Source organism: Microbacterium sp. CCNWLW41, from assembly GCF_037083505.1.
Genome location: NZ_JBAOJP010000011.1, coordinates 251,115 through 274,970, shown reverse-complemented (window position 1 = coordinate 274,970; position 23,856 = coordinate 251,115). Strand labels below are relative to the sequence as shown.

The following is a 23,856-nucleotide window of genomic DNA, read 5'->3' as shown; positions in this document are numbered from 1 at the left end:
GGATCAGCGGATGCTGTTGTCGTCCGCGTGGCTGCGTCCGCCGCTGTGACCGGTGGTGGGAGCCGGGATCGACTTCTGCATCTGCACCAGGAACTCGACGTTGGACTGCGTCTCCTTGAGCTTGCCGAGCACGACCTCGAGGGCCTGCTGGGGCTCGAGGCCGGCCAGCGCGCGGCGGAGCTTCCAGGTGATCTTCACCTCGTCGGGCGACAGCAGCATCTCCTCGCGGCGGGTGCTCGACGCGTTGACGTCGACCGCCGGGAAGATCCGCTTGTCGGCGAGCTGGCGGTTCAGGCGCAGCTCGCTGTTGCCGGTGCCCTTGAACTCCTCGAAGATCACGTCGTCCATCTTGGAGCCGGTCTCCACGAGCGCCGTGGCGAGGATGGTGAGCGACCCGCCGTTCTCGATGTTGCGCGCAGCGCCGAAGAAGCGCTTGGGCGGGTACAGCGCCGACGCGTCGACGCCGCCGGTGAGCACGCGGCCCGAGGTGGGCGCCGAGATGTTGTAGGCGCGGCCGAGGCGGGTGATCGAGTCGAGCAGCACGACGACGTCGCGACCGAGCTCGACCAGGCGCTTGGCGCGCTCGATCGCGAGCTCGGCGACCGTGGTGTGGTCCTCGGCGGGACGGTCGAAGGTCGAGGCGATGACCTCGCCCTTCACCGTGCGCTGCATGTCGGTGACCTCTTCGGGGCGCTCGTCGACGAGCACGACCATCAGGTGCACCTCGGGGTTGTTGATCGCGATCGCGTTGGCGATCTGCTGCAGCACGATCGTCTTGCCGGCCTTGGGCGGCGCGACGATGAGGCCGCGCTGCCCCTTGCCGATCGGGGCGACGAGGTCGATGATGCGCTGCGTCAGCTTCTCGGGCGCGGTCTCGAGGCGCAGGCGCTCCTGCGGGTAAAGCGGGGTGAGCTTGCCGAACTCGACGCGCGTGGCGGCGTCGTCGACCGACAGGCCGTTGATCGCGTCGACCTTGACCAGCGCGTTGTACTTCTGACGACTGGACTGCTCGCCCTCGCGCGGCTGCTTGATCGCGCCGACGACGGCGTCGCCCTTGCGCAGGTTGTACTTCTTCACCTGGCCCAGCGACACGTAGACGTCGCTGGTCCCGGGCAGGTAGCCCGTGGTGCGGACGAAGGCGTAGTTGTCGAGCACGTCGAGGATGCCGGCGATCGGGATGAGGACGTCGTCCTCGCCGATCTCGGTGTCGAACTCGTCGCCCGTGGTCTGCGCGCCGCGGCGCTTGTTGCGCTGGCGACCGCGCCCGTTGCCCTGGGCGGGCTGCTCCTCGTCGGCGGGCTCGGCCTTCGCGGGCTCCGCCGCGGGCTTCGCATTCTGGCTCTGGCCGCCGCCCTGGGCGTTCTGAGCACCGCCCTGGGCGCTCTGGCCGCCGTCGGCGTTCTGGCCGCCCTGGTCCTTGGCGCCGTTGCGGCTGCGGCTGCGGCTGCGGCTGCGGCTGCGGCTGCGCGACGTCGTCTGCTCGCCTTCGCCCTCGGTCGCCTGCTCGCCCGCGTCGGCGGACGCCGTCTCGGCGGCGGGCGCGTCAGCGGGGGCGGATGCCTCGGCGGCGGATGCCTCGTCGGCGCCCTGGTCGCCGGCGGCCGGCGCAGCCTCGGTCGACGCCGCCTGGGCGGGCGCGTCGGCCGCGTCGGAGGACGCATCCGCCGCGGGCTCGGTCGGCGGCGGCACGTCGGTGCTCTTCGCCCGGCGCGGCGCGCGCTTGCGCGGCGCCTTCGCGGGGGCGGCCGGCGCCTCTTCGGCGGCCGGGGCCTCGGCGGCGGAGGCATCCGCCGCGGCTGCCTCGGCGACGGCCTCATCGGCGATGACGTCGGCGACCTCGGCTTCGATGACGGCCTCCACGGCGACGGCATCGGCGACGAGCGCCTCGGCGACCGCTTCCTCGGCGACGGCCTCGGCGGCCTCGGCGGCGATCGGGTCGCCGGACTCGGCGACCGCCACGGCCTCGGCGACAGCCGCTTCGGCGACGGCCTCAGCCTCGACGGCCTCTTCGACCGCCTCTTCGGCGACGGCGTCGGCCTCGACGGCCTCGGCCACGGCCTCTTCGGCGACGGCCTCGGCGGCGGTGCTCTCGGTGCCCTCGACCGCGTCGGTCTGGACGGCGTCGGCGTTCTCGACGGCCTCAGGCGCTTCCGCGCGCTCGTCGGCCGGAACGTCGGCGTGGATCTCGGAGATGGACTCCACGAGTTCTCCCTTGTGAAAACGAACAGGTTATGCACGATCGCACGGCGCAGGGGTGGTGACTGTCTGTCTCACGCAGTTGTCACGCCTGCCGAGACACCCGCCGACGGGGTGAGGGACCGCGAGGGTACTCAGCGGACGTCGGCAGGTCAGAATGCCGTGCGGTGGTTTCGCAGATTTGCGACGGAGGCCAGATTCACGTACTACGTGGAACCCTCCGCGTACTCCCTCACTGTACCACCCTTGAAGTCGACGGCGAGCATGAGGGCCTCCCACGGAGTGTCGGTGACCGCCGCAGCCAGGGACGCCGCCTCCAGGCGGCGCCCGGGTCCGTCTGCGAGCACGAGCACGCTGGGTCCGGCGCCGGAGACGACCGCGGCGAACCCCGCAGCGCGCAGTGCGCGCACGAGACCGTCGGTCTCGGGCATCGCGCTGGCACGGTAGTTCTGGTGGAGCTTGTCCTCGGTGGCGGCCTGCAGCAGCTCCGGGCTCTGGGTGAGCGCCGCGATCAGCAGCGCGGAGCGCGACACGTTGAACACGGCGTCCTCGCGCGGCACCTGCGTGGGCTGGAGGCTGCGCGCAAGAGACGTTGACATGGTGAACTCGGGCACGAAGACCAGCGGCGAGACGCCGCGGTGGACGAGCAGCTTCTTGTGCTGCGGGCCGTCCTCGTCGACCCACGCGATGGTCAGCCCGCCGAAGAGCGCCGGGGCGACGTTGTCGGGATGCCCCTCGAGCTCGGTGGCGAGGCGCAGCAGCGCGTCGGGACCGAGCTCGACGTCACCTTCCAGCAGTCCCTTGGCCGCGAGCAGGCCCGACACGACCGCGGCGCCCGACGAGCCGAGGCCCCGCCCGTGCGGGATCACGTTCCTGGCTTGAAGGCGCAGTCCCGGCATCCGCCGTCCCACCGCCTCATAGGCGTACGCGATCGCGCGCACGACGAGGTGCGACGCGTCGCGCGGCACGTCGGCCGCGCCCGCGCCCTCCACCTCGATCTCGAGCTCGCCCTCCGGCAGCGCGGTGACGTCGAGCTCGTCGTACACGCTCAGCGCGAGGCCGAGCGTGTCGAACCCGGGCCCGAGGTTGGCGCTCGTGGCCGGAACGCGGACCACGACACGCCGGCCGGGAGCGGGCACGACGGCTGCGCTCACGCGGTCGCCGCCGCAGGGGCGAGGTCGAGGACGGATGCCACCTCCGACGTCGTCGCATCGACCACCGTCGGCTCGACCTCGGAGCCGTCGGCGTTGCGCAGCGCCCAGTGCGGGTCCTTCAGGCCGTGGCCGGTCACCGTGAGCACCACGCGCGCGCCCTGCGGGACGACGCCGGCCTCGACGCGGTCCAGGAGGCCGGCGACGCTGATCGCGGACGCCGGCTCGACGAAGATGCCCACCTCACCGGAGAGGAGCTTCTGCGCCGCCAGGATGCGGTCGTCGTCGATCGCCCCGAACCAGCCGCCGGTCGCCGCGCGCGCCTCGAGCGCGAGGTCCCACGACGCCGGGTTGCCGATGCGGATCGCGCTGGCGACCGTCTCGGGGTTCTTGACGACCTCGCCGCGCACGAGCGGCGCGGAGCCTTCGGCCTGGAACCCGAACATGCGGGGCACGCGGGTGGACACGCCGGCCGCGGCCTCCTCGGTGTAGCCGCGCGTGTAGGCGGTGTAGTTGCCGGCGTTGCCGACCGGGATGAAGTGGAAGTCGGGAGCGTCGCCGAGCTGCTCGACGATCTCGTACGCGGCGGTCTTCTGGCCGTCGATGCGGTCGGGGTTGACCGAGTTGACCAGGTGCACCGGGTAGTTGTCGGCGAGCTCCCGCGCGATCTCGAGGCAGTCGTCGAAGTTGCCGCGGATCTGGATGAGGCGCCCGTTGTGCGCCACGGCCTGGCTGAGCTTGCCCATCGCGATCTTGCCCTCGGGCACGAGGACGGCCGCCGTGATGCCGGCGTGCGCGGCGTACGCGGCCGCCGAGGCCGACGTGTTGCCCGTGGACGCGCAGATGACAGCCTTCGCGCCGTGCTCGATCGCGCGCGAGACGGCGACGGTCATGCCGCGGTCCTTGAACGAGCCGGTCGGGTTCATGCCCTCGAACTTCACCCACACGTCGGTGCCGGTGCGGCGCGAGAGCGCCGGAGCCGGGAGCAGCGGCGTGCCGCCCTCCCCGAGGGTGACGACGGTGGAGGCATCCGTGACGCCCAGTCGATCTGCGTACTCGCGGAGGACTCCGCGCCAAACATGTGCCATGTCAGTTCTCCTTCAGAAGCCTTCAGTTGCCTTCGACGCGCAGCACCGAGACGACGCGCTCCACGACGCCGCTCGCGGCGAGGCGCGCGACGGTGTCGCTGAGGTCCTGCTCGCGCGCCTTGTGCGTGCCGATCACCAGGCGCGCCACACCGGGCTCGCCCGCATCGTCCTGCGACCCGGTCTGCCCCGAGCCTGTCGCGGCGCCCTCTTCGACGACGGTCTGCTCCACGGTCGCGATCGACACGCGCCCGTCGCTCAGGATTCCCGCCACCGTCGCCAGCACGCCGGGTTCGTCGTCGACCTCGAGCGTGATCTGGTAGCTCGTGGTCACGCGGCCGACGGGGACGATCGGCAGGTTCGCCAGCGTCGACTCGCCCACGCCGACACCGCCGGCGATGTGGCGGCGTGCCGCCGAGACGACGTCGCCGAGCACGGCCGATGCGGTCTGCACGCCGCCGGCCCCGGCGCCGTAGAACATGAGGTTGCCGGCGGCCTCCGCCTGCACGAAGACCGCGTTGTTGGCGCCGTGGACGCTGGCGAGGGGGTGCGCACGGTCGATGAGCGCGGGATACACGCGCACGGAGATGGCCTCGCCGGATGCCTCGCTCAGCCGCTCGCACACGGCCAGCAGCTTGATGACGTAGCCGGCGTGGCGCGCGGCATCCATCATCGACTTGTCGATCGAGGTGATGCCCTCGCGGTGGACCGCCTCGAGCGGGACGGTGGTGTGGAACGCGAGGCTCGCGAGGATCGCGGCCTTCTGCGCGGCGTCGTAGCCCTCGACGTCGGCGGTGGGGTCGGCCTCCGCGTAGCCGAGGCGCTGGGCGTCGGCGAGCACGTCGGCGAATTCCGCGCCCTCGGTGTCCATGCGGTCGAGGATGTAGTTCGTGGTGCCGTTGACGATCCCCATGATGCGCTGCACGCGGTCGCCCGCCAGCGAGTCCCGCAGCGGTCGGATGATGGGGATGGCGCCCGCGGCGGCCGCCTCGTAGTAGACCTCGGCACCGACCTGATCGGCGGCGTCGAAGATCTCGGGACCGTGCGTGGCGAGCAGCGCCTTGTTGGCGGTCACGACGTCGGCACCCGAGTTGATCGCGTGCAGCAGGTACGCCCGCGCCGGCTCGATGCCCCCCATGAGCTCGATCACGATGTCGGACCCCACGATGAGCGACTCGGCGTCGGTGGTGAAGAGGTCCTTGGGAAGGTCCACGTCGCGCTTGGCGTCGACGTCGCGCACCGCGATGCCGACCAGCTCCAGCCGCGCTCCCGCCCGATCGGCGAGCTCGTCGGCGTGCTGGCGCAGCAGCGACGCGACCTGCGAGCCGACGGCTCCGGCTCCCAGGAGTGCGACGCGGAGGCGGCGGTAGTCGGTCATGCGGTCCCTTCCATCGGTGCGCCCTCGAGGGGACGCCCAGCTTCGAACACGGCCGTCTCGAGGCCCGCGTCGCGGGCGAGCAGGTCGTCGACCGTCTCGCCGCGCACGATGACGCGCGCCTCTCCCCCGCGCAGCGCCACGACCGGCGGGCGGGGGACGTAGTTGTAGTTGCTGGCGAGCGAGAAGCAGTAGGCACCGGTGGCCGGCACCGCCAGCAGATCACCGGCGGCGACGTCGGCCGGAAGGTACTCGGCCTCCACGACGATGTCGCCCGACTCGCAGTGCTTGCCGACCACGCGCGCGAGCGCAGGCTCGGCCTCGCTCGTGCGCGAGGCGATGCGCGCCGAGAACTGCGCCCCGTACAGGGCGGGACGCGCGTTGTCGCTCATGCCTCCGTCGACGCTGACATAGAGCCGGGAGTCGCCGCTCTCGAGCGCGACCGGCTTCGTCGTGCCGACCTCGTACAGCGTGACACCGGCGCGGCCGACGATGGCCCGGCCCGGCTCGAAGGCGAGGTTCGGCATCGGGATGCCGCGCACCTCGCACTCGCGCGCCACGGCCTCGGCGATGCCCAGGGCCAGCACCTCGATGGGCGTCGGGTCGTCGACCGACGTGTAGGCGATGCCGAAGCCGCCGCCGAGGTTGAGCACGGGCAGCTCGCCGCCCTGACGCAGCTGGGCGTGCAGCTCGACGATGCGGGCGGCCGACTCCTCGAAGCCGGCGGTGCCGAAGATCTGCGAGCCGATGTGGCAGTGCAGTCCCACGAACTCCAGGCCGGGCAGCTCGCGGATGCGCGCGACGGCCGCCGGGGCGTCCTCGAGCGTGAAGCCGAACTTCTGGTCCTCGTGGGCCGTGGCCAGGAAGTCGTGCGTCTCGGCGTGCACGCCGCTGTTGACCCGGACCAGCACGGACTGCGTGCCGCCGCGGCGCTCGACGATCGCCGCGAGCCGCTCGATCTCGATGAGACTGTCGATGACGATCGACCCGATCCCGACATCGACCGCGCGCTCGAGCTCGGCGACCGACTTGTTGTTGCCGTGGAAGCCGAGACGCGCGGGATCGGCCCCCGCCGCGAGCGCCACGGCGAGCTCGCCGCCGGTGCACACGTCGACCGCGAGCCCCTCTTCGGTGACCCACCGCACCACCTCGGTGCTGAGGAACGCCTTGCCGGCGTAGTAGACCCGCGCCTGCACGCCGTGCAGCGCCGCCGCGGCGCGGAACGCGTCGAGCGTCCGCCGCGCGGTGGCGCGCACCTCGTCCTCGTCCAGGATGTACAGGGGCGTTCCGAAGCGCTCGCGGAGCGTCGTGGCGGGGATGCCGCCGAGAGACAGGATTCCCGCATCGTCGCGGCGGGCCGCCGCGGGCCACACGGCGGGCGCAAGGCCGTTCGCATCGGCGGGCGGATGGAGCCAGGCCGGAGCGACGGTGCGGGTGTGCGGGTCGGCGGACACGGTGGACCAATCGGTGGGGGCTTCGACGCTGTGGCCGTCCGGGCGACCGGGTGCGGCGCGAATGCCGGGCCGGCGGAGTCACGCCCCTGGCAGTGCTAGCAGTCTAGGGCACGCGGCTGCGGGCCCCCGTGCCGTGTGACGCCCGGCGTCTCAGGCGCAGGTGCCGTTCTCCTGCAGCGCGGGGTCGGAGGCGATGCCGCCGTCGATGTCGAAGCCGGCCACGAGCGTCTCGCCCTCGACGGCGACCGACGTCAGGGTCACCCCGGCGGGGAGGTACTCCGCGACGCAGACGTCCCAGTCGCGCAGCACGCCGTCGGCGATCCGCCCGAAGCGGTCCTGGAGCTCCTCGGCCGACACCTCCGCACCGCCGATCTGGAGGGACGCGGGGGTCAGCACGAGATCGCCCTCGGCGGCGGACGGGGTGAGTGCGGCGCCGACGGCGACCGTCGCGCCGAAGATCGTCAGGTCCGTGGTCGCCGTGATGTCGGGGGCCGCGAGCCCGAGGCTGTCGGCCGGGAATCCCTCGACACCGGACATGAGCGTCCTCAGCTGCTGCTCGTCGAGCACCAGCGTGCCCTCGGCTCCGGCGATGCCGCCGCTGCCACGCACGGGCACGCCCTGCGCGACCACCGACATGTCCCCCTCGACGCTGCCCAGCACCACGTCCTGCGACGAGATGGTGAGCTCGGTCAGCGTCCCCGCGATGAGCTGCGGCAGCACCGGCTCGACGAGGACGACGTCGATCGCCTGGTCGTCGGGCAGCGCGAGCTGCGTGCGCACCTGGTCGCGCACCACGCCGACCACGATCTGCCGGGCGATGAGCTCGGCGGCGAACCAGGCGGCCACCGCGAGCAGTGCGACGAGGGCGAAGCCGACGAACCAGGGCCACGATCCGCGCCGGCGCCGGGGCGACGCGGACGCCGCCGTCCGCTCCGGGAGGGGCTCGGTGGGCTGCGTGTCCGCTGCGCTCATCGCTACATCCGCTCGGGCGCGCCGACGCCGAGCAGGTCGAGGCCGTTGCGCAGCACCTGTCCGGTGGCGTCGTTGAGCCACAGGCGCGTGCGGTGCACCGGCTCGACGGGCTCGTCGCCGAGCGGGATGACGCGGCAGTTGTCGTACCAGCGGTGGTACAGGCCCGCCAGCTCCTCCAGGTAGCGGGCGACGCGGTGCGGCTCGCGCACCTCGGCGGCGAACGCGACGATGCGCGGGAACTCCTGCAGCGCCCCCAGGAGCGCCGACTCGGTCTCGTGCGTGAGCAGCTCGGGAGCGAACTCGGAGCGGTCGACGCCCGAGCCGTGCGCGTTGCGGCCGACGTTGTGCGTGCGGGCGTGCGCGTACTGCACGTAGAAGACCGGGTTGTCGTTGGTGCGCTTGCGCAGGATCTCGGGGTCGAGGGTCAGCGGCGAGTCGGCGGGGTAGCGCGCCAGCGAGTACCGCAGCGCGTCGGTGCCGATCCAGTCGCGCAGGTCGTCGAGCTCGATGATGTTGCCCGCCCGCTTGGACAGCCGCGCCCCGTTGACCGACACGAGCTGCCCGATGAGCACCTCGATGTCCTTGTCGGGGTCGTCGCCGGCGGCGCCCGCGAGCGCCTTCAGGCGGTGGACGTAGCCGTGATGGTCGGCGCCCAGCAGGTAGATCTTGTGCGCGAAGCCGCGGTCGCCCTTGTTCAGGTAGTACGCCGCGTCGGCGGCGAAGTAGGTGTACTCGCCGTTGGTGCGGCGGATGACGCGATCCTTGTCGTCGCCGAAGTCGGTGGTGCGGACCCACACCGCTCCGTCCTCGTCGAACACGTGTCCCTGCTCGCGAAGGCGGTCGACCGCCTCGTCGACGAGGCTCGGCTCGCCGTTGGGGCCCTTGGCGTGCAGCGTGCGCTCGCTGAAGAACACGTCGAAGTGGACGTTGAACCGCTCCAGCGAGACCTGGAGGTCGCCCAGCTGGAAGTCGTAAGCGCGATCGCGGGCCACGCGGAGCTGCTCGTCCTCGGGCAGCGACAGAAGCTCGGGCTCCGCGGCGAGCACGCGCCGCGCGAGGTCGTCGATGTACGAGCCCGGGTAGCCGTCCTCGGGCGTGGGCTCGCCCTTCACGGCCGCGAGCACCGAGCGCCCGAACCGCTCCATCTGCGCGCCGGCGTCGTTGACGTAGAACTCGCGGACCAGCGTCGCGCCGCTGGCGAGCAGCAGCCGCGCCATCGAGTCGCCCAGTGCGGCCCAGCGGGTGTGGCCGATGTGCATCGGCCCGGTCGGGTTCGCGCTCACGAACTCGAGGTTGATCGTGTTGCCGCGCTGCGACTCGTTCGTGCCGAACGCCGCGCCGGCCTCGACGATCGTCCTGGCGAGGGCGCCGGCGGCCGCGGCATCCAGCCGGATGTTGATGAACCCGGGACCGGCCACCTCGACGCCCGCGACACCCTCGACCTCGGCGAGGCCACGGGCGATGTCGGCGGCGAACTCGCGCGGGTTCGCACCCACGGCCTTCGCGAGCTTGAGCGCCGCGTTGGACGCCCAGTCGCCGTGGTCGCGGTTCTTCGGCCGCTCCAGCGGCAGGTCGGCGGCGGTGAGCCCAGCCGCCGCACCGGGGCGTCGGGCCTCCGCCAGCGGAGCGACGACGGCGAGCAGAGCGGCGGAGAGGGCTTCGGGGTTCATAACCGGATCATTCTAGTTGGGCCGGTGGCGGCCCCCGTCCGGCGCGGCACCGCCGTCGGCAAGGCCGTCGGCGGGCCGGGCTCTCAGGAGATCTGCACGAGCGCGCCGAAGTCGTCGGAGGCGGGATCCGCCGCCTCGGGGAGGGCATCGGGAAGCGTGTCCAGTCCCTCCAGCGTCGCCGCCTCGGGCACCACCCAGGCGTCGACGCGCAGGCGCTCGAGCCCCACGTAGCCGCCGTGGTAGCTGAGGAACGCGCAGTCCGCGGCGTCGCGTCCGGTGGCGATGCGCACCAGCGACCTGCGATTCGCGAGCCTCGTCGCGTCGATCACGTACCAGGCGCCGTCGAGATAGGCCTCCGCCACGGCGTGGAAGTCCATCGGGCGCAGCCCCGGCGCGTAGCAGGCGGCGTAGCGGGCCGGCATGTCCATCGCCCGCAGCAGGGCGATCACGACGTGCGCGTAGTCCCGGCACACGCCCTGCCCCGTCATGAGCGTGGTCACGGCGCTGTCGGTGCCGTGACTGAGGCCAGGCGTGTACGTGGTGCTGGACGCGACGAACTCGGACACCGCCGCGATGAGGTCGTGACCCGAGAGGCCCTTGAACTGACGGCGCGCCTGCTGGAAAACCTCGTCGGACTGCGCGTACCGGCTGGGGCGCAGGTACGTGATGGCCTCGAGGTCGCTCGTCCGGCTCGACGCGGCCTGACCTTCGACGGTCGCCTCGTAGCGGATCTCGAGCCGTCCGGGCTCGCCCGTGAGGCGGTGCAGCCGGCTTCCGGACTGGTCGACGATCTCGGTCGGCGTGTACACGCGATCACCCTGCGTGAACGTCAGCTGCTCATTCGAGACCGGCACCGCCTGGGAGGCTGCGATCTGGAAGATGAGGTCGACGGATGCCCCCAGTTCGAGGTCCATCTCAGCGGTCACGACGCGTTGCACCGAAGTATCCTCGCATGCCGCGAGGCGCCTCGACGCGGGGCTGTGGAGGTTCCCGGGTGAGCGGCCAGCAAGGACACGGAGGCTCAGGATCCGCCTGTCCTTTCCCGAGCTCCCGGCACTGTGGACGAGACTCCCGGGGAGATGACTTACCCTCTTCACATGCACGCGCCCGGCCGCTTCCGCGCACGGCGGCTGTGGCTCCCCCTGTCGGTCGCCGCGATCGCCGTGGCCGCGCTGTGCGCGGTGGCCCTCCTGCGTCCGGGTGTGGCGCCCGAACCCGTCGCACAGGTGGCCGTCTCGGAGGGCGACGCGCCGGCCGCGGCATCCGTCCCCCTCGCTCCCCTCCTCCTCGACGACGACGCCCGCGTGCTCGTGTTCGGCGACTCGTGGGTGTACGGATCTGCGGCGACGACGCCGACGCTCGGGTTCGCGTACCGGCTCGCCGACGAGCTCGGGGTGGAGACCGTCGTCGACGGCGTCCGCGGCAGCGGCTACCTGAAGCCCGGGATCGACGGACCGTCCTACGGCGAGCGCATCGCCGCGCTCGACCCGGCGCTCGATCCCGACGTGATCATCGTCGAGGGGTCCATCAACGATCGCCGGCTGTATCCGGACGGGTACCGGGATGCCGTGAAGGCCGCGTGGGACGCGCTGGACGCCCGGTATCCCGACGCCGACATCGTGATCCTCGGTCCGGCCCCGCAGGTGCTGCCCGTGGAGCGCAGCACGCGGAGCATCGACGCCGATCTCGGCGAGCTCGCCTCCGCCCGCGGGTGGTGGTACATCTCCCCCATCGCCGAGGACTGGATCACGCAGGCGAACTACCTCGACGTCATCGACACCGGGCCGGTCGGCCGCGACCACCCCTCCACGGACGGTCACGCCTACCTCGCCGGGCGCGTCGCGGACGCGATCGAGCGCATGGCGGATCAGCCTGCGATCGTGGCCGACGCCCCGCACGACGACGCCGTCCCGGCACCGTGACTGGCGGGAGCCGCCCGTCCGGGATGGTAATCTCGATCGGCACGCCTCCGTAGCTCAGGGGATAGAGCGTTGGTTTCCGGTACCAAAGGTCGCAGGTTCGATTCCTGTCGGGGGCACGCACGGTGAGGGACCGGTCCACACGGACCGGTCCTTTCGTGTTCTTCGGCCGGCACACCGTTGGCCACCTGCGCGGGGTGTCAAGGGGTGTCCAAACCACCCCGACCGGAGGAGCATGAGCGGTGGAGCTGACCGACGTCCCCCACAGGCGACCCCCACGGCGCTGCGTTCGCCGGCAGTCTCCGGGCGGAGGCAGTCGATGGGAAAGCTGATCTACGAAGGGGCTGTGAAGGTCGACTTCGATGACCGTACGCTCGCGCACCTTCAGCTGGTGATCGGCACCAAGCTGCGGCGAGGAGAGCCCTTCCACTTCACATGGCGCGACGACGCCAGCATCGGCGACGGACGCACGACGATCTGGGTCCACCCCCGATGCGCGCTGGTGTACAAGTTCTACGGCAGCCGGAAACCGCAGCTCAACCCCGCGTGGATCGACGCGCTCGCCCACACCGCGAACTCGCCGTCCGGTCTCTACCTCGTCCCCGAGCCCGCCATGCCGATCGCCGTGGAGCCGCAGGAGCACGATGTGATCGCCTGACCGCGCACCCGCGCGGGCGACGGCCCCTCGCGCCGATTCGCGAACAGGGACGGCCGAGACGGCCAGGGACGACAGGAGCGGGATGAAGCGGATCGACATCTACTACGACGGCGAGCACTACAGCGTGGGCGGCCGCCGGTTGGACGATCTCCTGCGCGAGGTGGAGGCGGGCCTGGCGAAGGGCTTCTTCTGGCTCGAGGTCAACGACGGCGAGGGCACGATGCGGCCCGCCCATCTGCTCATCACCCCTGGCGTGCCGCTCGCCGTCATCCCGATTCCGGGCGACGATGCCGCTCCGCCGGCGGACGCCGCAGAGCCAGAGCAGGGCGGGCGGTCCGCCGGCTGACGACGGGTGCTCCGCCCGCACGAGGCCGCCTGCGGGCGCGTCGCCGGGGCCCCGGCTTCGCGCGAGCCCCGGCGCTCCGCCCTCGGCGCAGAAAACGATGATCCCCTCGGTGCCGAAGCGCCGGGGGGATCGTCAGTGCGATTTCTGGTTTCCGTGTCCGGTTCCCTTTCGGGTACCTCGTTCCTGTTGTCTGTTCGCACTCTCGAATCTCCTCCTGTCCGACCGCGCCGTCAAGGGGGCGGGCAGAAGTCGCCTCGACGTCAACGTGAGGGTGAAGGACAGGGGGCGGGAGATGGGAGCGGATGCCGCAGCATCCGCTCCTTCGATCACTCGTGTCCGACGACCTTCAGTCCCACGACGCAGCCGACCAGGCCGAGGATGAGCAGCATCTTGACGACCGAGAACGCCTCGGCACCGGTGATCATCGCGTAGGCGACGGTGAGCGCCGCGCCGATCCCGACCCAGACGGCGTAGGCGGTGCCGGTGGAGATGTCGCGCATCGCCCACGCGAGGCCGCCCATGCTGGCTACGAGCGCGACGCCGAAGACGACGGTGGGCCAGAGCTTGGTGAAGCCCTCGGTCTTGCCAAGCGCGGTGGCCCACACGGCTTCGAGGATGCCCGAGAGGATGAGGATGACCCACGACATGACTGCGACTCCTGGCCAGTCTTGTCGCTCACCGGGTACTGATCCGTCGTCCGGGGGTCCGGTCGGGACCCGTCTGAGACCTTACCCGTCCGGCCTGGGCAGGCCCTGAGCAGCCGCACCGCCCCGCACGCACGCTCAGACGAGGAAGAGCCCGTCCAGCATGCCCGGGTTGTGCGCGTGCACGAGGACCAGGAAGACGACCGCGTCGAACAGCAGGTGCACCGTGACGACGTAGGCCAGCGAGCGCGTCTTCATGAAGATGAAGCCCTGCAGGAGCGCGAACGGGATCGTGAGAAGCGGCCCCCACGCCTGGTAGCCCAGCTCCCACAGGAACGACACGAACACGACGGCCTGGAGCACGTTGGCCTGCCAGAACGGGAAGTGCCGGCGCAGCAGCGCGAAGCAGGTGCAGATGAAGAAGAGCTCGTCCCAGATGCCGACCGCGCCCACGCCGACGAAGAGGCGCCCGATCAGATCGGGGGTGTCCACCACGGGCCAGTTGAGGTACACCCCCGAGGTGATGAAGTAGAACGGCAGGATCAGCCAGCCCAGCAGCAGCACGGCCACCAGCCATGTCCACTGGAATGCCGTCCACCGGCCTCCGCCGCGCCAGGGGAACCGGATGGCGCGGTCACGGTACACCCATCGCGAGATCACGTAGGGCACCGCCACCGCGCCGCCGAGAGCAAGGGCGAACCGGAGGATGGCGAGGTTGTCGAGCTCGGCCTTCAACGGGATCACGCTGACGATCAGCATGCCCACCGCGATGAGCGAGAGGTCCCGCACCAGGGACGGGCGACGGATGCCGTTCTCCTGGGTCGCCGGTGCGCTCGCGCCGGCACCCTGGCGCACCTGCTGGGACGCCGGGACGCGCTCCATGGCCACCGCGACGGCCATCCCGGCGGCCAGCAGCACCCAGCCGACCCACGGGACCCGCAGCACGAAGAACGCGGGGGCGGCCAGGCACACGAGGAGGGCGGGGGCGAGGCGCCACGACCACGCCGGGACGACCGGCGCGGGTGCGGCGTCGGGATGTGCGGGCATGAGGGCGGCTCCGGATCAGTCGTCGAGCGGGCGGGCGGTCCGTCGGACCCGACGGTAGGACAGATCGCGGATGTCGCGCCCGACGCGGGCGCCCTTGCGCTCGAACGCGGTGAGCACGCGGCCCTCGAACCGGGGCGCCCACTCCCCCTCGTAGGCCGCCTCGAAGTCGGGTGCCGCACCCATGACCTCGCGCATCTGCAGCGCGTAGTCCTCCCAGTCGGTCGCCAGGCGCAGCATGCCGCCGTCCTTCAGCGCGCGCGCTGCGAGCTCGGCGAACCCGTCGGCGACGAGGCGCCGCTTGGTGTGCTTCTTCTTGTGCCACGGGTCGGGGAAGAAGACCCAGAGCTCGTCGACGGATGCCGCGGGCAGCAGGTGCTCGAGCACCTCGGGAGCGTTGGCCTCCACCAGGCGCAGGTTGCGCGCGCCGACGCGCTCCGCGTCGAGCATCGTGCGCGCGAGCCCCGCCCTGAAGACCTCGATCGCGAGGAAGTCCTCGTCGGGACGCGACGACGCCGCGTGCACGATGGCGTGGCCCTGGCCGGAGCCGATCTCGACGACCAGCGGCGCCTCGCGGCCCCACACCGCGGCGGGGTCGATCTCTGAGCCGGGCAGGATGCTCGTGGCCGCCACGTCCCTCGGGACGGTCACGACGTAGCGGGGCGCGAGCTCGCTCCACGCCCGCTCCTGCGCCTCCGACATCCGGCCGTTGCGACGCACGAACGACACCGGCTTCTCGCGGAAGGTTCGGGCGTCGGAGGTCGGCGGCGCGGGGTCGGTCACGCCTCCAGGCTACCGAGAGGCGTCGGCCGGGCCGACCGTGACGAAGTCGATGAGCTCCTCCACGCGGCCGAGGAAGGCGGGCTCGAGGTCGCGGTAGGTCGTGACCGACGCGAGGATCCGCTGCCAGGCCTGCGCCAGGTCGGCCTGGTCGCGAGCGGGCCAGCCGAGGGCGCGGCACACGCCGACCTTGAACTCGATGCCCCGCGGCACGTCCGGCCAGCGCTCGATGCCGACCGCGCGGGGCGTGACGCACTGCCAGACGTCGATCCAGGGGTGGCCGACGATCAGCACGTGCGCGCCGTGACGGCCGCGTGCGACGGCGTCGGCGATGCGGGACTCCTTCGAGCCGGGCACGAGGTGGTCCACGAGCACGCCGTACCGGCGCTGCGCCGACGGCGGCTCCTCGTCCAGCGTGGCATCGAGCAGGTCGATGCCCTGCAGATACTCCACGACGACGCCCTCGGCGCGCAGGTCGTCGCCCCACACCCGCTCCACCAGCTCGGCGTCGTGCCGCCCCTCGACGAGGATGCGACTGGCCCGCGCGGTCCTCGCCCGCGCGTCCGGCGCGGCGAACGACCCCGAGGCGGTGCGGCGAGGACCCGTGGCCGCCGGCGCCGGCGCGGGCGGCCCCAGCACGATGTCCCTGCCGTCGATCAGGAATCCCGCCCCGAGCGGGAACACGCGCCTCCGACCGCGGCGGTCCTCCAGCTCGACCATGCCGCCCGACACGCCGACCACCGCGCCGCAATAGCCGTCGGCGGCGACCTCGACCACGAGATCGCGGGATGCCGCGACCCGGGGAAGCTCGCGCACCCCGTGGCCCTTCCACCCCGTGGCCAGCACATCCGCGCCGTAGCGATCGTCCATCCTCGTCCTCCGGATCCGAAACGCTACCCGCTCGCCGCGGGCGCGTATCGCAGCGACCCGCCCGGCAGCCGATCTCCTCCCCGCTCCGCCGGCGGGTAGCCCGTCTGCGCCGGCGCGCCGCGTGCTCTCGGCGAACACACAACCTGCGCCCGCCGTGCGGGCTACCCTCGTATGCCCGGGCCTGAATAGACTCGGCCGGGGGGTCACCCGAGTCCCAGAGGGGGGATCGATGCGACGGCGATGGGCTGCGGCACTCGCGTCCGCTGCGGTGGTCGCGGCCACAGCGATCGGCGGGGCGGCGGCCTCGGCGACACCCCCGGTGACGCTCGGCTCCGGGTACGTCCTCGACGACGCCGACGTGCTCTCGACGGACGAAGAGACCGAGGCGCAGCAGCGCCTCGAGCAGCTCAAGACCGACACCGGACTCGACCTGTGGGTCGTGTACGTGGACCAGTTCACCGATCCGGACGACGCCGGCCAGTGGGCCAACCAGACCGCCGACGACAACGGGCTCGGCACCACCCAGTACCTGCTCGCCGTCTCGGTCGACGGCCGCCAGTACTACCTGTCCGGCTACTCCAACGGACCGCTGAGCGAGGAGCAGCTCTCCACGATCGAGACCCAGCGCATCCAGCCCGCTCTGCAGCGCGACGACTGGCTCGGCGCGGTCGATGCGGCGGCGGACGGCATGACGGACGCCGCCGACGGCGGCTCCGGGGCGGGCGCCTCCGACGTGCCGGGGGGCGGCGGATGGCTCACGTGGGTGCTGCTCGCGGCCGCGGTCGTCGTGGGCATCGTGCTGCTGGTGATGTTCCTGCGGCGCCGGCGCTCCGGCACGGCGGGGCCGCAGGTCCCCGGCGCGCCGCCGCAGGTCAGCATCGAGGACCTCGAGAAGCGGGCCGCGTCGCTCCTGGTCGAGACGGACGACGCGCTCAAGACCAGCGCCCAGGAGCTCGGCTTCGCCAAGGCGCAGTTCGGAGATGCCGCGACCGTCGAGTTCGAGACCGCGCTGGCCACCGCGAAGCAGAACCTCGACGAGGCGTTCGGCCTCCGCCAGCAGCTCGACGACGCGACGCCCGACTCCGAGCAGGACACCCGGGCCTGGAACGAGCGCATCATCGCGCTGTGCGAGGCCTCGAACGCGCTCCTGGACGAGAAGGCGGCGGCGTTCGACGAGCTGCGGAAGCTCGAGCAGAACGCCCCCGAGGCGCTGGCCCGCGTGCAGGCCGAGCGGGCGCGCGCCGCGGCATCCCTCGATCAGGCGGCGGCGCGTCTGCAGACCCTTCGCTCGGCGTACGCGCCGGAGGCCCTCGCGACCGTCGCCGACAACCCCGAGCAGGCCCGGCAGCGGCTCGGCTTCGCCGACGAGCAGCTCGCCGCGGCGCAGACCGCGATCGGGGCCGGAGACGGCGGCGAGGCGGCGGTCGGCATCCGTGCGGCGGAGGAGGCGGTCGGTCAGGCGACCCTCCTCGAGGACGCGATCGAGAAGCTCGCGAACGACCTCGCCGAGGGCGAGCGCAGCGCAGCCGCCCTTCTCACCGAGCTGCAGAGCGACATCGCCGCGGCGTCAGCGCTGCCCGATGCCGACGGCCGGATCGCGGCCGTCATCGCCGCGACGCGCCAGCAGCTCGACACCGCCCGCGCCCAGCTGACCGGCGCGGCCAAGCGCCCCCTCGCGGCGCTGCAGGCGCTGGAGGCGGCCGACGCCCAGATCGACTCGCTCGTGCAGGGCGTTCGCGACGCCCAGGCACAGGCACAGCGCGCCCACCAGATGCTCGCCCAGGTGATGACGCAGGCGCAGGCCCAGGTCTCCGCCGCGGAGGACTACATCACGGCGCGGCGCGGCGCCGTCGGCGCCGAGGCCCGCACGCGACTCGCCGAAGCGGGCGCCTCGCTCGCACGGGCCCACGCCCTGCAGGCCGTCGATCCGCAGCAGGCGATGCAGCAGGCGCAGCGGGCGGACCAGCTCGCGGGTCTCGCCATCCAGCTGGCCCAGAACGACGTCGGCGCCTTCGGCGGCGGAATGGGCGGCATGTTCGGCGGCGGCGGCCAGCAGAGCGGCGGGAACAACGGGATGCTCGGCGCCGTGCTGGGCGGCATCGTGCTCAACTCCATGCTCGGCGGCAGTCGCTCGGGGGGCGGCGGCGGCGGCTTCGGCGGCGGGCTGGGCGGCATGCTCGGCGGCGGTCGCTCGGGCGGCGGCGGATTCCGGCCGGGCAGCTTCGGCGGCGGTGGAACCCGCATGCGCCGAGGGGGTGGCCGCTTCTGACCCGCACCGTCCAGCCGTCCGTGCACCGCGGGGAGCGGCATCCGTCATCCGACATCGATCCAGACCAGAACTGAAGTCCGACAGGAAGGAAATCCGATGGCGAAGCAGTCCATCTTCGGTCGCATCTCGACCCTCATGAAGGCGAACATCAACGCACTCCTCGACTCTGCCGAGGACCCGCAGAAGATGCTCGATCAGCTCGTGCGCGACTACACGAACTCCATCGCCGACGCCGAGTCGGCCATCGCCGAGACGATCGGCAACCTGCGCCTGCTCGAGCGCGACCACCAGGAGGACGTGCAGGCGGCCACCGAGTGGGGCAACAAGGCCCTCGCCGCCAGCCGCAAGGCCGACGAGCTGCGCCGGGTCGGCAACACGGCCGACGCCGACAAGTTCGACAACCTCGCCAAGATCGCGCTGCAGCGTCAGATCAGCGAGGAGAACGAGGCCAAGGCGATCGCGCCCACCATCGCCTCGCAGAACGAGGTCGTCGACAAGCTCAAAGAGGGCCTCAACGGCATGAAGCAGAAGCTGGAGCAGCTGCGGTCCAAGCGCTCCGAGCTGCTCGCGCGCGCGAAGACCGCCGAGGCGCAGAACAAGGTGCACGACGCCGTCAAGTCGATCGACGTGCTCGACCCGACCAGCGAGCTCGGGCGCTTCGAGGACAAGGTGCGGCGCCAGGAGGCGCTCGCGGCCGGGAAGCAGGAGCTCGCGGCGTCCAGCCTGGACGCGCAGTTCAACGCCCTCGAGGACGTCGGCGAGCTGACCGAGGTCGAGGCGCGCCTGGCCGCCCTGAAGTCCGGCGCGACGCCGCAGCAGGCCGCGATCGAGAACTGATCGCACCACGCGCCGGAGGGCGCCGGGTCCCCACGGACCCGGCGCCCTCCCGTGTTCTCCGCGGCACCCTGCCCTTCCCCCACTTCTTGCCGACATCGCGGTTTCTCGGCGAACGACCACGCTCTCGTCGCCCACAACGTGGACTTTCGCCGACATCGCGGTTTCTCGGCGAAGAAGGCGGAGGGCGGATGCCGCGACCGCGGCTGTGCGCGAAGATGAGGGGATGACGCGATACCTCGTGGTCCCGCAGTGGCAGGGAAGCCCCTCCTCGCGCGCGATGCAGCTCATCGACGGGGCGCAGGCGATCGCCGGCGACCTGCCCCGGGCCTCGACCACCGTGCTGGACGTGCCGATGGAGGCGGGCGAGTCGCTCGGCACCGGCATCCACCGCTTGAGCGCGCTGCAGCGCGTGCACGGCATGGTCGCGGAGGCCCTCGCAGCACACGGCTCGGCGGCTCCCGACGAGCCGGTGCTGACGATCGGCGGGGACTGCGGCATCGCCCTGGCACCCATCGCGCACGCCGCGCGCCGGGCTCCCGCGCTCGCGGTGGTGTGGATCGACGCTCACCCCGACCTCAACTCGCCCGAGACCTCGCCGTCCGGGGCGTTCGCCGGCATGGTGCTGCGCGCCGTCGTCGGCGACGGCGTGCCGGGGCTCGCCCTGCCCGGTGGGACGGTGGTCCCGGGTCGCGTCGTCATCGGCGGCGCACGGTCGTTCGACGATCCCGAGCTGACGGCGGTGGCGGACTTCGGCATCACCTCCCTCGCGGTCGACCGGTTCGCGGAGGCCGACGCGCTCGCCGACGCCGTCGCGGCCACGGGCGCGGACGCGGTGTACGTGCACGTCGACATCGACGCGCTGGATCCCGCCGAGATCGCCGGCAACGCCCACCCGGAGCCGTTCGGGATCACGGTCGCGGAGCTCACCGTCGCACTCGCCCGCCTGCGCGCGCGCGTCCCGCTGGTCGGAGCCTCCCTCGCGGGCTACTCCCCCACGTCGGCCACGGCCGCGACCGACGATCTCGGGGCGATCCTGCGGGTGATCGGGGCGCTCGCGTGAGCCCCATCGCCACGCCGCCGCCCGGATGGCGCGCCCGCGCCGAGCGTGCCGTCATCCGCGGCCGCCGCCTGGACGCGTTCATCCCGGCCTTCCTGCTGGACTCGCCGGTCAGCCGCGTCGGCTACTGGTACGGCAGCACCGTGGGGTGGATCTGGGGCACGCTGTGGAGCACGGGCGCGATCGAGAGACGCGAGGGCCTGTGGGTCTTCCGCGGGATGCCGCGATGGTCCTTCCCTCGGGGCGGCGTGTGCGTCGGCGGCTGCTTCCTCACCGGGGACGGGCGCGTCACCGCCGCGCTGCTGCGCCACGAAGCCGTGCACAAGCGCCAGTGGCGGCGGTACGGCTTCCTGATGCCGCTGCTGTATCTGCTCGCCGGGCGGGACCCGCTGCGCAACCGGTTCGAGATCGAGGCGGACCTGGCCGACGGCAACTACGTGCCGCGCGGGGCCTGAACGCTCAGCGGGCGGTCGTCAGGCCGTACTGCGCGGGCGTGTGGACGGCATCGGCGCGCACGCCGAGCCCCACGAGGTGGTCGAGGATGTCTGCGGTGCCGAGGTAGCCGCCCAGCAGGTGGATGCGGGTCTGGTCGTCCTCGGCGCAGAGCATCTCGTCGGACCAGGCCGTGACCGCACGCGTCAGCGCCTCCCCCGAGCCGCAGCCGCGACCGGTACCGGGCGCGCCGGAGCGCTGCGACCGGTCGAGCCACGTCACGACCATCCGGCTGGGCGCCGCGATCTCGGCGAGCCACGAGGCATCCGGGATCTCGATGAAGACCCGGCCCGTCGAGCAGATCGGAAGCGTCGCGAGCAGCGCCTCGAGTTCGGTCAGCGATGTCTCGTCGGCCGTGATGAGGTGCTGGACGCGCGTGTGGCGAGACGCACGGCACGCCGACGCACTGTGCGTGGCGGACGGGTGTGCGGTGGTGTGCGACATGACACCTCCACTATACCCGCTTATGAAGGGTTGCCTTACCTCAGTGACGCACGATGACATCACCGCCCGGCCCCGCGCTACGCGTCGGGCCGCAGCAGCACGCGGCGCAGCTCCGCGATCTCGTCGTCGGCGAGGCCGTGCGCGCGCAGGTACTCCGCCGACGACCCGAAGCGCTCCGCGATGCTCACGAGCAGCGCCTCCATGACGGGCGCCGGCGAGCGCATGACGAGGTCCTCGACGTTCACGGCCCGGGGGTGCATCGAGCGCAGCAGCGTCACGACATAGCGATTGCGCCGGGCCGGCAGCAGCCCCTCCGTGCGCGCGTAGTCGGCGACGACGGCGTCGACGTCGACGCCGGCGGCCGAGAGCGTGAGCGCGACGGTCACGCCGGTGCGGTCCTTGCCCGCGGTGCAGTGCACGAGAACCGGCTGATCGGCGAGGATGCCGCGTACGACCGTGACCACGCCCTCGGCCGAGTCGTCGACGATGCGGCGGTACATCTCGTCGAGGCTGAGGTCGTCGCGGAAGAACGACTCGACCGAGCCGAGGAACAGCGGTACGCGCTGCGTGACGATGTCCAGACCCGAGACGCGACTCGGATCGCGTGCGATCTCGTCGTCGGCGCGCAGGTCGATGATGCGGCGCAGCCCGAGCCCTGCCAGCGCGCGCCTGCCCTTGCCGCCCAGACGCGCGAGATTGCCCGAGCGGAACAGGACGCCGTAGCGCGTCGTCGTCTCCCCCGCCCGCAGCCCGCCGACATCGCGGAGGTTCACGGCGCCGGGGACGACCGGATCGGAGAACTCCAGGCGACCGGAGCCCGCCGGGGTCACCGGCTCCACGGCGTCCGGGTCGTCGGTCACCACGCCGCGCCCGCGGCGGCGTCCTTGTCTTCGCCGGCGAGGTCGTCGCGCGGCGGCACGCTGTACCGGCCGGCGATCGCGATGCGGTTGAACGCGTTGATGGAGACGAGGATCCAGCTGAGGGCCACGTACTCCTTCTCGGTGAGCACGCCGCCGACGCGGTCGTAGACGTCGTCGGGGATCCCGTCGTCGTGGATGAACACGAACGCCTCGGCGAGCTCGAGCCCCGCGCGCTCGCGCTCGGAGAACACGCCCGAGTCCCGCCACACGGGCAGCTGTGCGATCTCGTCAGCGGACACGCCGGCCGCCGTCGCACGCTCGACGTGCACGCGGACGCAGTAGGCGCAGCCGTTGAGCTGCGAGGCGTGGATCTGCACCAGCTCCTTGAGCCGGTCGTCGACGCCGTTCTCGGCCGCGATGCCGCCCACGCTCTTCGAGAAGGCCGAGAGGGCCTGGTAGGCGGGTCGCGCCGCTCGCGAGAGGTGCACGCGGTGTTCAGCCGTCATGACGCCAGACTACCCAGCCGTGCACACCACGCGGACCGGCGCCCGTGCGGTGCGGCATGATGAGCGGGTGAGCGACCCCATCGACGAGTTCTCGTTCCTTCCCGAGCAGGCGGCGGAGGCCGGCATCGACTCCCCGCTCCCCCGCGGCCGGCGCCTCACCCTGACGCTCGAGAGCGGCCGCCGCCTGAGCGCGCTGCACTACGCCCCCGCCGACGCGCCCGACACGCCACCCGTGGTGACCCTGCTCCACGGCGCCGGCCTGAACGCGCACACCTGGGACACCACGATCCTCGCGCTCGGACTGCCCGCGCTGGCGATCGATCTGCCCGGCCACGGCGACTCGTCCTGGCGCGACGATGCGGCGTACCTCGCGCGGGTGCTGGCCGCCGACGTCGCGGCGGGGATGGACGCGTGGACCGCCGAGCCGCAGGTGCTCGTCGGGCAGTCGCTGGGCGGGCTGACGGCCGCCGCGGTCGCGGCATCCCGTCCGGATCTGGTGCGCGAGCTGGTCGTCATCGACATCACGCCCGGCGTGGACGCGAACGCCGGCCCCACGCAGATCCGGGAGTTCTTCGCGGGTCCGGTCGACTGGGCCTCGCGCGACGAGCTGGTCGACCGGGCTCTCGCCTTCGGCCTGGGCGGCGGCACCCGCCGCAAGGCGGAGCGCGGCGTGTTCCACAACTCGCGGGTGCGCCCGGACGGACGCGTCGAGTGGAAGCACCATTTCGCGCACCTGGCGAACGCCGCGTCCGCCGCGCACGCGGGCGACGGACCCGTCGACGCGCCGTCCGCGGTGCCTCCTGCCGGCGGGACGGATGCCGTCGCGTCGGTGCTCGGCGAATCCGGCTGGGAGGACCTCGCCGCGGTGCTCGCCCCGACGACACTCATCCGGGGCGACCGCGGCTACGTCACCGACGCCGACGCCGAGGTCTTCGCGCGGCGGCTGCCGGCGGCATCCGTCGTCTCCGTCCCCGCGGGGCACAACGTGCAGGAGGACATCCCGGCGGACCTCGCCGCCCTCCTCCGCAGGCGCGCGCTGGACGCGTGATCGGCGAGAGGCGCGGCAGGACCCCGCGGGAATCGGCCGTTCGGGAAGCGATATCACTTGTATTGCGTTCCGAGTAGCGGTTGCCGCGCGCCGACGCGATATCCCTAGGCTGATATCCGCCCCCGGGCCGTCCCCACAGAACGGTCCGCCCCACAGCACGCGGGACCCTCCCCGAAAGG

General features: G+C 72.4%; 23 protein-coding genes, 1 tRNA gene and 1 riboswitch. Of the genes, 9 read left to right on the top strand and 15 right to left on the bottom strand.

All coding sequences use genetic code 11. The annotated features are described in order from the left end of the window. Nucleotides 1-3: 3 nt before the first annotated feature. The 8 genes from rho to V6R91_RS31110 form a co-directional block, all read right to left on the bottom strand. A complete protein-coding gene (rho, locus tag V6R91_RS31145; protein WP_442928206.1) occupies nucleotides 4-2,193 on the bottom strand; it encodes a transcription termination factor Rho in 2,190 nt (729 codons plus the stop codon). A 209-nt stretch (nucleotides 2,194-2,402) separates the two neighbouring features. Next, a complete protein-coding gene (gene thrB / locus V6R91_RS31140) occupies nucleotides 2,403-3,350 on the bottom strand; it encodes a homoserine kinase (RefSeq protein ID WP_336398562.1) in 948 nt (315 codons plus the stop codon). Then, entirely contained in the window at nucleotides 3,347-4,435 is a 1,089-nt protein-coding gene (thrC, locus tag V6R91_RS31135) for a threonine synthase (protein ID WP_336398561.1), read from the bottom strand. The genes thrB and thrC overlap by 4 nt, the downstream gene beginning before the upstream one ends. Before the next feature lie 22 nt (nucleotides 4,436-4,457). Then, nucleotides 4,458-5,810, bottom strand: a complete 1,353-nt coding sequence (locus V6R91_RS31130; RefSeq protein ID WP_336398560.1) for a homoserine dehydrogenase — start codon at nucleotides 5,808-5,810, stop codon at nucleotides 4,458-4,460. After that, nucleotides 5,807-7,261: a diaminopimelate decarboxylase gene (lysA, locus tag V6R91_RS31125; protein ID WP_336398559.1), complete on the bottom strand. Its 1,455-nt coding sequence runs from the start codon at nucleotides 7,259-7,261 to the stop codon at nucleotides 5,807-5,809. The genes V6R91_RS31130 and lysA overlap by 4 nt, the downstream gene beginning before the upstream one ends. A gap of 150 nt (nucleotides 7,262-7,411) precedes the next feature. Next, nucleotides 7,412-8,233, bottom strand: a complete 822-nt coding sequence (locus V6R91_RS31120; RefSeq protein ID WP_336398558.1) for an LmeA family phospholipid-binding protein — start codon at nucleotides 8,231-8,233, stop codon at nucleotides 7,412-7,414. Nucleotides 8,234-8,235: 2 nt separating this feature from the next. Continuing rightward, nucleotides 8,236-9,903: an arginine--tRNA ligase gene (gene argS / locus V6R91_RS31115; RefSeq protein WP_336398557.1), complete on the bottom strand. Its 1,668-nt coding sequence runs from the start codon at nucleotides 9,901-9,903 to the stop codon at nucleotides 8,236-8,238. An 83-nt stretch (nucleotides 9,904-9,986) separates the two neighbouring features. Next, entirely contained in the window at nucleotides 9,987-10,841 is an 855-nt protein-coding gene (locus tag V6R91_RS31110) for a transglutaminase-like domain-containing protein (protein WP_336398556.1), read from the bottom strand. A gap of 159 nt (nucleotides 10,842-11,000) precedes the next feature. Here V6R91_RS31110 and V6R91_RS31105 point away from each other — a divergent pair, with 159 nt between their 5' ends. From V6R91_RS31105 to V6R91_RS31090, 4 genes are all read left to right on the top strand, one after another. Continuing rightward, nucleotides 11,001-11,825 carry an SGNH/GDSL hydrolase family protein gene (locus V6R91_RS31105; protein WP_336398555.1) on the top strand — a complete coding sequence of 275 codons (825 nt, stop codon included), beginning with the start codon at nucleotides 11,001-11,003 and terminating at the stop codon, nucleotides 11,823-11,825. 43 nt (nucleotides 11,826-11,868) lie between these two features. Continuing rightward, nucleotides 11,869-11,941, top strand: a tRNA-Arg gene (locus V6R91_RS31100). A gap of 200 nt (nucleotides 11,942-12,141) precedes the next feature. Beyond that, entirely contained in the window at nucleotides 12,142-12,480 is a 339-nt protein-coding gene (locus V6R91_RS31095; protein ID WP_194397877.1) for a DUF7882 family protein, read from the top strand. An 82-nt stretch (nucleotides 12,481-12,562) separates the two neighbouring features. Next, nucleotides 12,563-12,826: a hypothetical protein gene (locus tag V6R91_RS31090; RefSeq protein WP_336398554.1), complete on the top strand. Its 264-nt coding sequence runs from the start codon at nucleotides 12,563-12,565 to the stop codon at nucleotides 12,824-12,826. Between the two features lie 326 nt (nucleotides 12,827-13,152). Here V6R91_RS31090 and V6R91_RS31085 read toward each other — a convergent pair whose 3' ends face one another. The 4 genes from V6R91_RS31085 to V6R91_RS31070 form a co-directional block, all read right to left on the bottom strand. Further along, the gene (locus V6R91_RS31085; protein ID WP_336398553.1) at nucleotides 13,153-13,473 is read right to left on the bottom strand and encodes a DMT family transporter; all 321 of its coding nucleotides are present in this window, start codon (nucleotides 13,471-13,473) and stop codon (nucleotides 13,153-13,155) included. Between the two features lie 10 nt (nucleotides 13,474-13,483). Beyond that, a riboswitch (guanidine-III (ykkC-III) riboswitch) is annotated at nucleotides 13,484-13,547 on the bottom strand. A 61-nt stretch (nucleotides 13,548-13,608) separates the two neighbouring features. Then, complete coding sequence (locus V6R91_RS31080) at nucleotides 13,609-14,517, bottom strand: CPBP family intramembrane glutamic endopeptidase (protein WP_336398552.1); 909 nt, start codon at nucleotides 14,515-14,517, stop codon at nucleotides 13,609-13,611. Nucleotides 14,518-14,532: 15 nt separating this feature from the next. Continuing rightward, the gene (gene trmB / locus V6R91_RS31075) at nucleotides 14,533-15,297 is read right to left on the bottom strand and encodes a tRNA (guanosine(46)-N7)-methyltransferase TrmB (RefSeq protein ID WP_442928203.1); all 765 of its coding nucleotides are present in this window, start codon (nucleotides 15,295-15,297) and stop codon (nucleotides 14,533-14,535) included. Nucleotides 15,298-15,306: 9 nt separating this feature from the next. Continuing rightward, a complete protein-coding gene (locus V6R91_RS31070) occupies nucleotides 15,307-16,164 on the bottom strand; it encodes a DUF3097 family protein (RefSeq protein WP_336398551.1) in 858 nt (285 codons plus the stop codon). 229 nt (nucleotides 16,165-16,393) lie between these two features. On the opposite strand from V6R91_RS31070, the gene V6R91_RS31065 reads away from it, so the two are divergent. The 4 genes from V6R91_RS31065 (at nucleotide 16,394) to V6R91_RS31050 (ending at nucleotide 20,782) form a co-directional block, all read left to right on the top strand. Then, entirely contained in the window at nucleotides 16,394-18,433 is a 2,040-nt protein-coding gene (locus V6R91_RS31065; RefSeq protein WP_336398550.1) for a TPM domain-containing protein, read from the top strand. Between the two features lie 96 nt (nucleotides 18,434-18,529). Continuing rightward, nucleotides 18,530-19,270 carry a PspA/IM30 family protein gene (locus V6R91_RS31060; protein WP_336398549.1) on the top strand — a complete coding sequence of 247 codons (741 nt, stop codon included), beginning with the start codon at nucleotides 18,530-18,532 and terminating at the stop codon, nucleotides 19,268-19,270. A gap of 223 nt (nucleotides 19,271-19,493) precedes the next feature. Beyond that, on the top strand, nucleotides 19,494-20,330 hold the full coding sequence (locus tag V6R91_RS31055) for an arginase family protein (RefSeq protein WP_336398548.1): 837 nt from the start codon (nucleotides 19,494-19,496) through the stop codon (nucleotides 20,328-20,330). Continuing rightward, nucleotides 20,327-20,782 (top strand): Fe-S oxidoreductase, encoded by a 456-nt coding sequence (locus V6R91_RS31050; protein ID WP_336398547.1) that lies wholly within the window; start codon nucleotides 20,327-20,329, stop codon nucleotides 20,780-20,782. Before V6R91_RS31055 ends, V6R91_RS31050 begins: the two co-directional genes overlap by 4 nt. Nucleotides 20,783-20,786: 4 nt before the next feature. Here the strand turns inward: V6R91_RS31050 and V6R91_RS31045 are convergent, their stop codons facing one another. The 3 genes from V6R91_RS31045 to V6R91_RS31035 all read right to left on the bottom strand — a co-directional run bounded on the left by V6R91_RS31045 (nucleotide 20,787) and on the right by V6R91_RS31035 (nucleotide 22,629). Then, nucleotides 20,787-21,263 (bottom strand): SIP domain-containing protein, encoded by a 477-nt coding sequence (locus tag V6R91_RS31045; RefSeq protein WP_336398546.1) that lies wholly within the window; start codon nucleotides 21,261-21,263, stop codon nucleotides 20,787-20,789. Nucleotides 21,264-21,340: 77 nt separating this feature from the next. Further along, a complete protein-coding gene (locus V6R91_RS31040; RefSeq protein WP_336398545.1) occupies nucleotides 21,341-22,123 on the bottom strand; it encodes a tyrosine-protein phosphatase in 783 nt (260 codons plus the stop codon). Beyond that, nucleotides 22,120-22,629 carry a carboxymuconolactone decarboxylase family protein gene (locus V6R91_RS31035; protein ID WP_336398544.1) on the bottom strand — a complete coding sequence of 170 codons (510 nt, stop codon included), beginning with the start codon at nucleotides 22,627-22,629 and terminating at the stop codon, nucleotides 22,120-22,122. Before V6R91_RS31035 ends, V6R91_RS31040 begins: the two co-directional genes overlap by 4 nt. Before the next feature lie 67 nt (nucleotides 22,630-22,696). Here V6R91_RS31035 and V6R91_RS31030 point away from each other — a divergent pair, with 67 nt between their 5' ends. Next, nucleotides 22,697-23,677 (top strand): alpha/beta fold hydrolase, encoded by a 981-nt coding sequence (locus V6R91_RS31030; RefSeq protein WP_336398543.1) that lies wholly within the window; start codon nucleotides 22,697-22,699, stop codon nucleotides 23,675-23,677. The last annotated feature ends 179 nt before the right edge of the window (nucleotides 23,678-23,856 follow it).

Coding starts and splice junctions, on each gene's coding strand:
- thrC (WP_336398561.1), bottom strand. CDS start 4,435: ATGGCACATGTTTGGCGCGGAGTCCTCCGCGAGTACGCAGATCGACTG.
- V6R91_RS31130 (WP_336398560.1), bottom strand. CDS start 5,810: ATGACCGACTACCGCCGCCTCCGCGTCGCACTCCTGGGAGCCGGAGCC.
- V6R91_RS31120 (WP_336398558.1), bottom strand. CDS start 8,233: ATGAGCGCAGCGGACACGCAGCCCACCGAGCCCCTCCCGGAGCGGACG.
- argS (WP_336398557.1), bottom strand. CDS start 9,903: ATGAACCCCGAAGCCCTCTCCGCCGCTCTGCTCGCCGTCGTCGCTCCG.
- V6R91_RS31105 (WP_336398555.1), top strand. CDS start 11,001: ATGCACGCGCCCGGCCGCTTCCGCGCACGGCGGCTGTGGCTCCCCCTG.
- V6R91_RS31095 (WP_194397877.1), top strand. CDS start 12,142: ATGGGAAAGCTGATCTACGAAGGGGCTGTGAAGGTCGACTTCGATGAC.
- V6R91_RS31090 (WP_336398554.1), top strand. CDS start 12,563: ATGAAGCGGATCGACATCTACTACGACGGCGAGCACTACAGCGTGGGC.
- V6R91_RS31085 (WP_336398553.1), bottom strand. CDS start 13,473: ATGTCGTGGGTCATCCTCATCCTCTCGGGCATCCTCGAAGCCGTGTGG.
- V6R91_RS31080 (WP_336398552.1), bottom strand. CDS start 14,517: ATGCCCGCACATCCCGACGCCGCACCCGCGCCGGTCGTCCCGGCGTGG.
- V6R91_RS31070 (WP_336398551.1), bottom strand. CDS start 16,164: ATGGACGATCGCTACGGCGCGGATGTGCTGGCCACGGGGTGGAAGGGC.
- V6R91_RS31065 (WP_336398550.1), top strand. CDS start 16,394: ATGCGACGGCGATGGGCTGCGGCACTCGCGTCCGCTGCGGTGGTCGCG.
- V6R91_RS31060 (WP_336398549.1), top strand. CDS start 18,530: ATGGCGAAGCAGTCCATCTTCGGTCGCATCTCGACCCTCATGAAGGCG.
- V6R91_RS31055 (WP_336398548.1), top strand. CDS start 19,494: ATGACGCGATACCTCGTGGTCCCGCAGTGGCAGGGAAGCCCCTCCTCG.
- V6R91_RS31045 (WP_336398546.1), bottom strand. CDS start 21,263: ATGTCGCACACCACCGCACACCCGTCCGCCACGCACAGTGCGTCGGCG.
- V6R91_RS31035 (WP_336398544.1), bottom strand. CDS start 22,629: ATGACGGCTGAACACCGCGTGCACCTCTCGCGAGCGGCGCGACCCGCC.